This is a genomic window from Romboutsia sp. 13368 (assembly GCF_018336475.1).
Lineage (GTDB): Bacteria > Bacillota > Clostridia > Peptostreptococcales > Peptostreptococcaceae > Romboutsia.
Genome location: NZ_CP048741.1, coordinates 2,564,413 through 2,577,892, shown reverse-complemented (window position 1 = coordinate 2,577,892; position 13,480 = coordinate 2,564,413). Strand labels below are relative to the sequence as shown.

8 protein-coding genes, 3 rRNA genes and 1 pseudogene are annotated in these 13,480 nt (G+C 36.1%); 1 reads left to right on the top strand and 11 read right to left on the bottom strand.

What is annotated here, in order from left to right:
- Positions 1-320: 320 nt before the first annotated feature.
- Positions 321-2,669, bottom strand: a pseudogene (locus G3997_RS11330) (anaerobic ribonucleoside triphosphate reductase); the annotation flags it as partial.
- A gap of 8 nt (positions 2,670-2,677) precedes the next feature.
- Between G3997_RS11330 and G3997_RS12035 the strand changes: the two are divergent.
- Positions 2,678-2,884, top strand: a complete 207-nt coding sequence (locus G3997_RS12035; RefSeq protein WP_442971196.1) for an IS3 family transposase — start codon at positions 2,678-2,680, stop codon at positions 2,882-2,884.
- Positions 2,885-3,111: 227 nt separating this feature from the next.
- Here the strand turns inward: G3997_RS12035 and rrf are convergent.
- The 10 genes from rrf to G3997_RS11280 form a co-directional block, all read right to left on the bottom strand.
- A 5S ribosomal RNA gene (gene rrf, locus G3997_RS11325) occupies positions 3,112-3,228 on the bottom strand.
- A gap of 137 nt (positions 3,229-3,365) precedes the next feature.
- Positions 3,366-6,265 (bottom strand): 23S ribosomal RNA (locus G3997_RS11320).
- A 337-nt stretch (positions 6,266-6,602) separates the two neighbouring features.
- Positions 6,603-8,103, bottom strand: a 16S ribosomal RNA gene (locus tag G3997_RS11315).
- The 16S, 23S and 5S rRNA genes sit together here, the layout of an rRNA operon.
- Before the next feature lie 264 nt (positions 8,104-8,367).
- On the bottom strand, positions 8,368-9,087 hold the full coding sequence (gene cwlD, locus G3997_RS11310; protein ID WP_296646020.1) for an N-acetylmuramoyl-L-alanine amidase CwlD: 720 nt from the start codon (positions 9,085-9,087) through the stop codon (positions 8,368-8,370).
- A gap of 75 nt (positions 9,088-9,162) precedes the next feature.
- Positions 9,163-9,555: a 30S ribosomal protein S9 gene (gene rpsI / locus G3997_RS11305; protein ID WP_071119011.1), complete on the bottom strand. Its 393-nt coding sequence runs from the start codon at positions 9,553-9,555 to the stop codon at positions 9,163-9,165.
- Between the two features lie 27 nt (positions 9,556-9,582).
- The gene (rplM, locus tag G3997_RS11300; RefSeq protein WP_277232543.1) at positions 9,583-10,014 is read right to left on the bottom strand and encodes a 50S ribosomal protein L13; all 432 of its coding nucleotides are present in this window, start codon (positions 10,012-10,014) and stop codon (positions 9,583-9,585) included.
- A 117-nt stretch (positions 10,015-10,131) separates the two neighbouring features.
- Positions 10,132-10,863, bottom strand: a complete 732-nt coding sequence (gene truA / locus G3997_RS11295) for a tRNA pseudouridine(38-40) synthase TruA (RefSeq protein WP_296646006.1) — start codon at positions 10,861-10,863, stop codon at positions 10,132-10,134.
- 11 nt (positions 10,864-10,874) lie between these two features.
- The gene (locus G3997_RS11290) at positions 10,875-11,672 is read right to left on the bottom strand and encodes an energy-coupling factor transporter transmembrane component T family protein (RefSeq protein ID WP_296646003.1); all 798 of its coding nucleotides are present in this window, start codon (positions 11,670-11,672) and stop codon (positions 10,875-10,877) included.
- Entirely contained in the window at positions 11,666-12,532 is an 867-nt protein-coding gene (locus G3997_RS11285) for an energy-coupling factor transporter ATPase (RefSeq protein WP_296645999.1), read from the bottom strand. Before G3997_RS11285 ends, G3997_RS11290 begins: the two co-directional genes overlap by 7 nt.
- Positions 12,517-13,353: an energy-coupling factor transporter ATPase gene (locus G3997_RS11280; protein WP_296645996.1), complete on the bottom strand. Its 837-nt coding sequence runs from the start codon at positions 13,351-13,353 to the stop codon at positions 12,517-12,519. Before G3997_RS11280 ends, G3997_RS11285 begins: the two co-directional genes overlap by 16 nt.
- Positions 13,354-13,480: the final 127 nt, after the last annotated feature.

The following is a 13,480-nucleotide window of genomic DNA, read 5'->3' as shown; positions in this document are numbered from 1 at the left end:
TATACATACTATATACTAACAATATAATCCTTACCCTACCCTAAGAGTAATATATAGTTCTTTATATACTTTTTTATAAATTATTAAAACTTAGTATACTATATTACTTAAGCTTCTTAGTGAAAAATATATCTCAAAATATTGTTACTTACACTCTTTTAATAATTGTTTAATATACTAATTATCAAATATTTTAATATATTTAAAATACTTATAATAAAAAAGCTATATCAAATTAGAATTATATAAATATTAATAATTACTTACTTAATTCTAATCTAATATAGCAATCCTTGATTTTCTTAATTAATATAAACGTCTTACATGTATTCTTCATTCAAAAATAACTTATTATACTTTAAGCTCTTTTGTACATCTATTATCCTTTGATTTGATGATCCTCTAAATCTTAAACCAATATCTTTTTTATTCTCTATAAACTTTCCATCAACTAATACATCTATTTGATTTAATAGCTTTATATTTTTTAAATAATGTGGATTATTCTTATCTAAAAGTTCTTCAAATGTAAACCCAGTATATGCCCATACATCAAGTTTATATCTTTTTGCTTCTTTAGCTATCTCTCCTAAAGCTTCTGGTTGTAAAAATGGTTCTCCTCCTGATAATGTAATTCCTTTTTGTAGCTTTAAAATTTTAATAGTATTTATTATATCCTTTGTATCTACTTCATACCCCCCACATAGACTATGTGTTTGAGGATTATGACAACCAATACAATTATGCTTACATCCCTGAGTCCATATAACCATTCTTAATCCAGGTCCATCTACTATACTATCAAAGGTTACATCTGATGATATCCTNATTCCTTGCTCTTTCATAGCCCTTATAACTGTTTCAAAAGCTTCTAAATTATCTGATGGGTTACCATCTAACTCTATATAAGTTATATGACCAGCATTTGTTAATTCATGATATGGAGCTTCTAGTCTAATTTTATCAAATGCACTTATATTATGATATACGGGTATATGGAATGAGTTTGTATAATACTCCTTATCTGTAATACCTTTAATCTCTCCATATATTCTTTTATCTATAGATGTAAATCGACCAGCAAGTCCTTCAGCTGGTGTAGCTATTAAAGAAAAATTCAATTCATATTTCTTACTTGCTTCTTCCATTCTCTGTCTCATATGAGATATTATTTTTAAACCAAGGTTCTGTGCTTCTTCACTTTCTCCATGATGCTTTCCTAATAATCCTACAAGACACTCTGCTAAGCCTATAAAGCCTACCGTTAAAGTACCTTCTTTAATTATATATTCTAACTTATCCTCTGGATTTAAATTATCAGAACCTTTCCATATACCTTGACCCATTAAGAATGGGAAATTCTTTACTTTTTTATTTCCTTGCAGTTCCATACGCTCTAATAACTGCTCTATTACTAAATCTATCTTTTTATCTAATTCTTTAAAAAATCCCACTAAATCTACTTCCATATTTTTTATAAAGCCATACTTTATCCCTAATCTAGGTAAGTTTATAGTAGTAAAAGATAAGTTTCCTCTTCCACTAACAATTTCATCTCCACATACATTTCCTATTACCCTTGTTCTACATCCCATATAAGTTGCTTCTGTCTCAGGGTGGCCTTCTTTATAATATTTTGCATTAAAAGGAGCATCTAAAAAACTAAAGTTTGGGAATAGCCTTTTAGCTGAAACTCTGCAAGATAATTTAAATAAATCGTAGTTCTTATCTTCTGGATTTAAATTTATTCCTTCTTTTACTTTAAATATTAATATAGGGAATATAGGTGTTTCTCCATTACCTAATCCTTTTTCTAGTGATAGAAGTAAATTTCTACTTACCATTCTTCCTTCTTCACTAGTATCTGTACCAAAGTTTATACTCGAAAATGGTACTTGTGCACCTGCTCTAGAGTGCATAGTATTTAAATTATGTATAAGTGCTTCCATTGCTTGATATGTCTTTTGATCTGTTTCTTTGTATGCCTCTTCAAATGAAAATTTTTGTATTGTATCTATTTCACTATCATTTAAATTGAATTTATCTTTTAAAATAGTCTTTTCTTTGTTTATATATGTATCATTTAAGTTTAAACTTAATTTTATTTTTAAATCATCTTCTAAATCATAAACTATTTTTTTTATTTCATCATTTACATCTATTCCTTTAAGTAGCTTTAAACTCTTGCTTATATTACTTATATATCCTTTTTTAAACGTCTTATATACACCATCAGCTAAGCCATAATCAAAAAATGGAATACTCTGTCCACCATGTTGGTCATTTTGATTACTTTGTATCGCTATTGCAGCCAATGCAGCATAACTTATAATATCATTAGGTTCTCTTAAATGACCGTGACCTGTTGAGAATCCTCCTTTAAATAACTTATTTATATCTATTTGACAACAAGTAAGGGTACCCATATTCAAAAAATCCATATCATGTATATGTATATCTCCATTATCATGTGCAATTGCATGTTCTGGCTTTAATATATGTGTTTTACAAAACTCTTTGGAAACTGTACTACCATACTGTAACATTGTCCCCATAGCTGTATTTCCGTTTATATTAGCATTTTCTCTTTTTATATCTGCATCATTTGCATCAGAGAATGTTATCTCCCCTATAGATTTCATTAATCTAGTTTTAGAATCTCTTATTCTTYKCACATATGAAAAATGAAATTGATTACAAAAACTGTAGAACAATAGAAGAATTTAAAATATTGGTAGATGATTACATGGATTATTACAATAATGACCGTTATCAGTGGAATTTAAAAAAGCTRAGGTATTACTCGTCCATCTCTCTTCTTAACAAAATTAATCAATTTAAAACAACCCCCTATCACATATATTGTAGCATATTTATATATTAACCATGTCATATGGGATTATAAATTTATATTTATTGTTCTTTAATAAATTTAGTTGTTTTATTTTATTGTATCTATATATTAATCCATAAATTAAACATTAAGATTTGTTTTAATAAATATAAAAGCCGTTAATATAATAATATTAACGGCAAAATCTAATTAAATAAAATTGTGTTTTTAGGATTTATAATATCTTTTATTTATGTCTTAAGAAATAAAAAAAGATTACGTGGCTACGTCTTACTCTCCCAGGCGGTCGCCCACCAAGTACCATTAGCGCTAAAGAGCTTAACTTCTGTGTTCGGTATGGGAACAGGTGTATCCTCTTTGCTATAATAACCACATAATCTTTATTTTTAGAGTTAATACTCTGAAAACTGCATATCATTTATATATTAATCATTTTATTTTAGCAACCGAAATCATCCTTATTATTATCTAATAATGATTTGGTTGGCGATATAAACCTTTAGGTTTATTTTTGGTCAAGTCCTCGACCTATTAGTATCGATAAGCTAAATACATTACTGCACTTACACCTTCGACCTATCAACCAGGTAGTCTTTCTGGGGTCTTACCCTTACGGTGGGAAATCTTATCTTGAAGTTGGCTTCGCGCTTAGATGCTTTCAGCGCTTATCCATTCCGTACATAGCTACCCAGCCATGCCCTTGGCAGAACAACTGGTACACCAGAGGTACGTCCATCCCGGTCCTCTCGTACTAAGGACAGGTCTTCTCAAATTTCCTACGCCTGCGACGGATAGGGACCGAACTGTCTCACGACGTTCTGAACCCAGCTCGCGTACCACTTTAATGGGCGAACAGCCCAACCCTTGGGACCTACTACAGCCCCAGGATGTGATGAGCCGACATCGAGGTGCCAAACCTCCCCGTCGATGTGGACTCTTGGGGGAGATAAGCCTGTTATCCCCAGGGTAGCTTTTATCCGTTGAGCGATGGCCCTTCCATGCGGTACCACCGGATCACTAAGTCCGACTTTCGTCCTTGCTCGACCTGTATGTCTTGCAATCAAGCTTCCTTTTGCCTTTACACTCTTCGCACGATTTCCGACCGTGCTGAGGAAACCTTTGAGCGCCTCCGTTACTTTTTAGGAGGCGACCGCCCCAGTCAAACTGCCCACCTGACGGTGTTCCAAGACCTGATTCAAGGCCTATGGTTAGGATCCCAGTACTACAAGGGTGGTATCCCAAGGATGACTCCACACAGACTGGCGTCCATGCTTCATAGTCTCCCACCTATCCTGTACATGTAGTACCAAGACCCAACGTCAAGCTACAGTAAAGCTCCATGGGGTCTTTCCGTCCTGTCGCAGGTACCCGGCATCTTCACCGGGATTACAATTTCACCGAGTCTATTGTTGAGACAGTGCCCAAATCGTTACGCCTTTCGTGCGGGTCGGAACTTACCCGACAAGGAATTTCGCTACCTTAGGACCGTTATAGTTACGGCCGCCGTTTACTGGGGCTTAAGTTCACTGCTTCGATTGCTCTAACAGATCCCCTTAACCTTCCAGCACCGGGCAGGCGTCAGCTCCTATACATCGTCTTGCGACTTAGCAGAAACCTGTGTTTTTGGTAAACAGTCGCTTGGGCCTATTCTCTGCGGCCTGTCATAGACAGGCACCCCTTCTCCCTAAGTTACGGGGTCATTTTGCCGAGTTCCTTAACAATAGTTCTCTCGCTGGCCTTAGGATACTCTCCTCACCCACCTGTGTCGGTTTACGGTACGGGCGCCTTTAAACTCGATAGAAGCTTTTCTTGACAGTGTGAAATCAGCTACTTCGCCCCGAAGGGCTTACCCATCGTATCCTAGCATTATCTAGACGGATTTGCCTATCTAGACTGCCTCAATACTTAGCCACACAATAACCAACAGTGTGGTTAGCTTATCCTACTGTGTCACTCCATCTCTCAAACGCTTATTGGCGGTACAGGAATATCAACCTGTTGTCCATCACCTACGCCTTTCGGCCTCGGCTTAGGTCCTGACTAACCCAGGGCGGACGAACCTTCCCCTGGAAACCTTGGGTTTACGGCCTGTGGGATTCTCACCCACATCTCGCTACTCATGCCAACATTCTCACTCGTATACTGTCCACATGTCCTTACGGTCATGCTTCAACCTGCATACGAAGCTCCCCTACCCATCATAAATGATGCCGTAGCTTCGGTAGTACGTTTTAGCCCCGGAAATTTTCGGCGCAGGATCACTCGACCAGTGAGCTATTACGCACTCTTTAAATGAGTGGCTGCTTCTAAGCCAACATCCTGGTTGTCTGTGCAATCCCACATCCTTTACCACTTAACGTACATTTAGGGACCTTAGCTGACGATCTGGGCTGTTGCCCTTTTGACTATGAATCTTATCACCCACAGTCTGACTCCCAAGTATAAGAATACGGCATTCGGAGTTTGATAGTCTTCGGTAAGTGCAATACCCCCTAGGACATTCAGTGCTCTACCTCCGCTTCTCTCAACCTTGAGGCTAGCCCTAAAGCTATTTCGGGGAGAACCAGCTATCTCCGGGCTCGATTGGAATTTCACCGCTATCCACAAGTCATCCCCGAGCTTTTCAACGCTCGTGGGTTCGGTCCTCCACGAAATTTTACTTTCGCTTCAACCTGCTCATGGATAGGTCGCCCGGTTTCGGGTCTACGCCAAGTAACTAATGTCGCCCATTTAAGACTCGCTTTCGCTACGGCTCCACACCTTAAGTGCTTAACCTTGCTGCATATCGTAACTCGTTGGCCCGTTCTACAAAAAGTACGCGGTCACACAAGTAATGTGCTCCCACAGCTTGTAAGTGCAGGGTTTCAGGTTCTCTTTCACTCCCCTCCCGGGGTTCTTTTCACCTTTCCCTCACGGTACTATACGCTATCGGTCACTAGGTAGTATTTAGGCTTGGAGGATGGTCCCTCCTGCTTCCCACAGGGTTTCACGTGTCCCGTGGTACTCTGGATCATACTAGTATTTTTCTCGTTTTGACTACGTGGCTATTACACTTTATAGCGGAGCTTTCCAACTCTCTTCATCTACGATATCTTTCCATGTCGTATGTCCGCAACCCCAACGAAGTAAACTTCATTGGTTTGGCCTGTTCCGCGTTCGCTCGCCGCTACTTACGAAATCGAATTTCTTTCTCTTCCTCCGGGTACTTAGATGTTTCAGTTCCCCGGGTTCCCCTCGCTAAGCTATGTATTCACTTAACGATACTTAGACATTACTCTAAGTGAGTTTCCTCATTCGGAAATCTTCGGATCAAAGTTTACGTGCAACTCCCCGAAGCTTATCGCAGCTTATCACGTCCTTCATCGGCTCCTAGTGCCAAGGCATCCGCCCTGCACCCTTAATAACTTGACCAGTTATTAAAAAGTTATCGCTACTGAACAAACTTCGTATTCACTCAGTTTATTCCAGTGCTTAAAGTTGTAATTTTTAAGACTTTTCTTGTCATATATATTTAAAATGATGTCATATCACTAAATGTTATGCAGTTTTCAAAGTACTAATGGTGGAGATGAGGAGGATCGAACTCCTGACCCCTTGCGTGCAAGGCAAGTGCTCTCCCAGCTGAGCTACATTCTATATTTTATTTTAACAACGAATTATATTTTATAATATATGTCGAAGTTTGTCAATAGAGTTTTTAATTTTTATTAAGAACCCTCAAAATTAAACAGTAGGTAATTCTCCTTAGAAAGGAGGTGATCCAGCCGCACCTTCCGATACGGCTACCTTGTTACGACTTCACCCCAGTTATTGATTTCACCTTCGACGGACGCTTCCAAAAGATTAGCAATCCGGCTTCGGGCGCCCCCAACTTCCGTGGTGTGACGGGCGGTGTGTACAAGACCCGGGAACGCATTCACCGCAGCATTCTGATCTGCGATTACTAGTAACTCCAGCTTCATGTAGGCGAGTTTCAGCCTACAATCCGAACTGAGAATGGCTTTAAGGGATTAGCTCCGCCTCACGACTTGGCTGCCCTCTGTACCACCCATTGTAGCACGTGTGTAGCCCTAAGCATAAGGGGCATGATGATTTGACGTCATCCCCACCTTCCTCCAGGTTATCCCTGGCAGTCCCTCTAGAGTGCCCAACTTAATGCTGGCAACTAAAGGCAAGGGTTGCGCTCGTTGCGGGACTTAACCCAACATCTCACGACACGAGCTGACGACAACCATGCACCACCTGTCACTTCTGTCCCCGAAGGGAAATCTCCGATTAGGGAGAGGTCAAAAGGATGTCAAGCTTAGGTAAGGTTCTTCGCGTTGCTTCGAATTAAACCACATGCTCCGCTACTTGTGCGGGTCCCCGTCAATTCCTTTGAGTTTCACTCTTGCGAGCGTACTTCCCAGGCGGAGTACTTAATGCGTTAGCTGCGCCACCGAAGGGGGTAACCTCCGACAGCTAGTACTCATCGTTTACGGCGTGGACTACCAGGGTATCTAATCCTGTTTGCTCCCCACGCTTTCGTGCCTCAGTGTCAGTTACAGTCCAGAGAGCCGCCTTCGCAACTGGTGTTCCTCCTAATATCTACGCATTTCACCGCTACACTAGGAATTCCACTCTCCTCTCCTGCACTCAAGTTTCCCAGTTTCAAAGGCTTACTACGGTTGAGCCGTAGCCTTTCACCTCTGACTTAAGAAACCACCTACGCACCCTTTACGCCCAGTAATTCCGGATAACGCTAGCCCCCTACGTATTACCGCGGCTGCTGGCACGTAGTTAGCCGGGGCTTCCTCCTCAAGTACCGTCATTATCTTCCTTGAGGACAGAGCTTTACGACCCGAAGGCCTTCATCGCTCACGCGGCGTTGCTGCATCAGGCTTTCGCCCATTGTGCAATATTCCCCACTGCTGCCTCCCGTAGGAGTTTGGACCGTGTCTCAGTTCCAATGTGGCCGATCACCCTCTCAGGTCGGCTACTGATCGTCGCCTTGGTGAGCCGTTACCTCACCAACTAGCTAATCAGACGCGGGTCCATCCTGTACCGCAAAAGCTTTGATACTTCTACCATGCGATAAAAGCATATTATCTCGTATTAGCATACCTTTCGGTATGTTATCCGTGTGTATAGGGCAGGTTACCCACGCGTTACTCACCCGTCCGCCGCTCACCCCGAAGGGTTCGCTCGACTTGCATGTGTTAGGCACGCCGCCAGCGTTCATCCTGAGCCAGGATCAAACTCTCAAATAAAAGTTGTTACCTGCTCAGACTAATCATTATCTGAATATCTGGCTTGGTTTGTTAGTTGTAATTCTATAAATTAACCTACTGTTTAATTTTCAAAGTTCATTTTTGTTTTGCCCTTTTCTTAAGGACAAGTATAACTATATCATCTTATTTTWAYATMGTCAACACTNNNAAACTTTTTTATATTTTTTATATTATTTAATAAAATAAGCCATATCTACTAACTTTAGACATAGCTTATTCTTATCACAATTATAATTTTTTATACTACTTAGTAGTGAAATAATTTTGAATTCCAACATATATAGCCCATGCAATTTTTTCTTGATATTCTTCATCAGTTAATAATTTAGCTTCTTTTTCATTAGATAAAAACCCACATTCTATTAATACTGATGGAATTTTATTATCCTTTAATAAATATAAATCATCCCTAGGTTTAATTTCTCTATTATTTGTATTATCTACAACTCTTTTAAGCTCTTGTTGTATAGTTTTAGATAATTTTATTGAATCTTCTTTTCCTGATGGATAAAAGGTTTGTGCACCATAGTATTTTGATGCCCCTGCCCCAGTTAAAGCATTCATATGTATAGATACAAACATGTCTGCATTAGACTCTTCTATTATTTGCTTTCTATTTTTTAAGTTTTCATTATATTTTTGTCTTATTGTTTTCTTCCCATCTTCTATATATAAGCTACTGTCATCTTCTCTAGTAAGTATTACATGAGCTCCACTTGACTCTAATAACTCTCTTATTTTATGAGTAATCAACAAATTAATTTCTTTTTCAACTACTGTTTTATCACTACTTAGTGTACCAGAGTCCATTCCCCCATGCCCTGCATCAAGTACTATAACCTTATTAGTTACAGGCATGTACTTCATTACATCCTCAGAGTTCTCCTTTATTTCATATATAGAAGCTACCATTAAAACTAAGCTTACTATTACAAAAACCATATGCTTTATGTACTTTTTCAAATTATCACCCTATACATTTATATAAAAAAAGACTTTGGAATATTCCAAAGTCTTTTGAAAAAATACAGTATAAAATTATCTCTTTGAGAATTGTGGAGCTCTTCTTGCTGCCTTTAATCCGTATTTCTTTCTTTCCTTCATTCTAGCATCTCTAGTTAAGAATCCTTCTTTCTTTAAAGCTCCTCTTAACTCTTCATCAGCTTTTAATAAAGCTCTAGATATACCATGTCTTATAGCACCAGCTTGTCCAGTGAATCCTCCACCTTCAACTTTTACTATTACATCGTATTTGTTTTCATTGTTAGTTAAAACTAATGGTTGTTTAACATCTCTTATTAATGTTTCGTAGTTGAAATATTCTTCAACTGCTCTTCCATTTACTATTATATTTCCTTCACCTGCAACTAATCTAACTCTAGCAACAGAGTGTTTTCTTCTTCCAGTTCCGTAGTATTGAACGTTAGCCATGATAACTCCTCCTTTCACCCGTAATTATTATTTGAAGTTTAGAACTTCTGGATTTTGAGCTGCATGATCGTGGTTTGGTCCAGCGAATACTCTTAATCTAGTCATCATTCTACTTCTTAATTTATTTTTACATAACATACCGCTTACTGCATGAGATATTACTTCTTCAGGCTTCTTAGCCATCATTTCTCTGTAAGTTATTTCTTTTAATCCACCTACATATCCAGTGTGGTATCTGTACATTTTTTGATCTAATTTCTTTCCTGTTAAAACTACTTTCTCAGCGTTTACAACAACAACGAAGTCCCCTCCGTCAACGTGTGGTGTGAAAGTAACTTTGTGCTTTCCTCTTAATACTGTCGCTATTTCAGTTGCTAAACGACCTAATGTTTTTCCTTCAGCATCAACGATGTACCATTTTCTTTGTACATCAGCTGGCTTAGCTATATAACTTTTCATAGTTGTCCCTCCTTAACTTTTTTTCATATAAAAATTTTACCGTTTATGTCAAGTCCGGGGCAAGTGGACTTATTAACACTCTAATTTATTTTAATACATGCCCCCTGGTGTGTCAAGCTAATAATCAACTTTTTTAAGAAATAATCCGTGTGCTGGTGCAGTATGTCCACACTCACCTCTTTGTTTGGATTCTACTATTTCTTTCAAGCTCTTACTAATTCTTCCTCTACCTATATCTACTAATGTTCCCACTATTATCCTTACCATATTATATAAGAACCCGTTTCCTTCTACTTCTAATATAATAAGATTTTCTTGTTTATTCAATCTTATATCATATATTTCTCTCACAGTATCTTTAACAGCTGAACCAGAGCTCATAAATCCTTTAAAATCATGAATTCCAATTAAACTTTTTGATTCATTAACCATTTTATCAAAATCAAGTTCATATTTAACATGGTATGATATATCTTTGTATATAGGACTTCTATACATACCATTGTATATTAAATACCTATATGTCTTTCCATTTGCATTATATCTAGAATGAAATTCATCATTAACTTCTACACAATCAATTATAGAAATATCTTTAGGTAACTTAGCGTTTAATGCATTTGGTATTTTATCTGCAGGTATAGCATTTTCTAACTTAAAATTAGCAACTTGTCCTAATGCATGAACTCCTGCATCAGTTCTACCTGATCCTGTAAGCTTAACTTCTTCTTTTGTTATATCATAGATAGCCTTTTCTATTGTTCCTTGTATACCTAATGAGTCTGGTTGCTTCTGCCATCCACAATAGTTAGAACCATTATATTGTATTGTAATTTTTAAGTTTCTCATATTATACCTCTTTAGATAAATCTCGTAACTATAATTATAACCAAATATACTACCAGTATACAAACTGCTGTATAATCATTCTTAGTTATAATTGACTGTCTCATTTTAGTTCTATTATATCCCCCTCTATAACATCTAGCTTCCATAGCCATAGAAAGTTCTTCAGCTCTTCTAAATGCACTTACAAATAGAGGCACTAGTAAAGGAACTAGATTTTTAGCTCTACTTATAATATTTTTACTTTCAAAATCTGCACCTCTAGACATTTGAGCTTTCATTATTTTATCTGTTTCATCTAATAATGTAGGTATGAATCTTAAAGCTATAGTCATCATCATAGATAATTCATGTACTGGTAATCCTATTTTATTAAATGGATTTAATAATCTTTCAATACCATCTGTAAGATCCATAGGAGAAGTTGTTAATGTTAACATAGATGTCCCTAATACTAAAAGTATTAATCTTAATGCCATAAATATAGCTTGTCTAACTCCCTGGTCAGTTATTTTTATAAAACCAAAAGATACTATAGGATCTCCTGGAAGGAAAAATATATTTATTACAAATGTGAATATTATAATCCATTTAAGAGGTTTAATTCCATTCATAATATACTTAAATGGTATATTAGATAATTTTATAGTAGCCACTAATGCTAAAAATACTATAGCATATGGCCAAAACTTATCAATTATAAATAATGATATCATAAATATTAAGGTTGCTATTAGCTTAACCCTTGCATCCAATTTATGAATTAATGAATTAGAAGGGTAATGTTGACCTATTGTTATATCTTTTAACATTCTTGCCCTCCTTTTAACACTTTAAGTATTTCTTCTTTAGCCTCTTCTATCGTTAATATATCTTCTCTTATGTTAAATCCTTTTTCTCTTAACTTTATAGCAAGCTCTAAAACTTGAGGTATATCTAACCCTATTTCTTTTAATCTTTCTGCTTTAGAGTTAAATACTTCTCTAGGAGATCCCATAAATTCTATTTTTCCATGATTCATTACTATTATCGTTTTAGCTAGCTTAGCCATATCATCCATACTATGAGACGATAATATTATAGTCATGTCATTATTCTTATGTAATTTAGTTATAAGTTCAAATATTTCGTCTCTACCACCTGGGTCTAATCCTGCTGTAGGTTCATCTAAAATTAAAACTTCAGGATTCATAGCTATAACTCCAGCTATTGCTACTCTTCTCTTTTGACCTCCAGATAATTCAAATGGAGATTTGTCTTTAAATAACTCATAATCAAGTCCAACAGCTTCCATAGATAGTTTTACTCTATTATTAATCTCTTCTTCATTTAAACCTAAATTAGAAGGTCCAAAAGCTATATCTTTTTCTATCGTTTCTTCAAATAATTGATATTCTGGATATTGAAATACTACTCCAACTCTTTTTCTTATTTCAGTTAAATTTAAATCAGGGTCTGTTATTTTAAAATCATTTATAAATATATCACCTGATGAAGGTTTTAATATTCCATTTAAATGTTGTATTAATGTTGACTTACCTGAACCTGTATGACCTATAAGTCCAACAAAATCTTTATCTTTTATTTCAAAACTAATATCATCTAAGGCTTTACTACTAAAAGGCATTCCTTCATTATAAATATGAGTTAAATTCTTTACTTTAATCGACATAATTCCATCACCATCTCATCTACTGTTAATATATCATTTCTTATATCTAATCCTTCTTCTTGCAGTAAATTAGATAACTCTGTCATACCAGGCACATCTAATCCTATATTTTTTAATGTCTCAACTTTACTAAAAACATCTTTAGGTGTACCTTCTAATAATTTTCTGCCTTTTTCCATAACTACAACTCTATCTGCTTCTACTGCCTCTTCCATAAAGTGAGTTATGTGTAATGTAGTTATATTTTCTTCTTTATTTAGCCTTTTTATAGTCTTCATTACTTCTTTTCTACCAGATGGATCTAGCATAGCTGTTGCTTCATCAAATATAATACATTTAGGCTTCATAGCTATTATACCTGCGATAGCTACCCTTTGCTTTTGTCCTCCTGATAATAAGTGAGGTTGTCTATCTCTTAACTCATACATACCTACACTTTTTAGAGATTCCTCAACTCTTTTTTTTATTTCATTAGGCTCTATACCTAAGTTTTCTGGACCAAATGCTACATCTTCTTCTACTACAGTTGCAACTATTTGGTTATCTGGGTTTTGGAATACCATTCCTGCTGTCTGTCTTATATCCCATAACCTGTCTTCATCTCTAGTATCCATTTCATTTATAAGTATATTACCTTCAGTAGGAAATAATATTGCATTTAAGTTCTTAGACAATGTAGATTTCCCTGAACCATTATGCCCTATTATAGCTACAAATTCTCCCTCTTTAACTTGTAAGTCTAGATTATCTATAGCTTTAAGTGTACTTTCATCTGTAATATACTCAAATGATACATTATTGACTTCTATTATATTATTCATCAACTGACTCCTTCTCATAAGTAGTATATCTCTATATTATTTAATATAAAAAATAGTTTGGTTAATATTATACCATAATTTAATATATTTTTTGATTTTGAGAATTAGATTTTAAAATATAAAATAA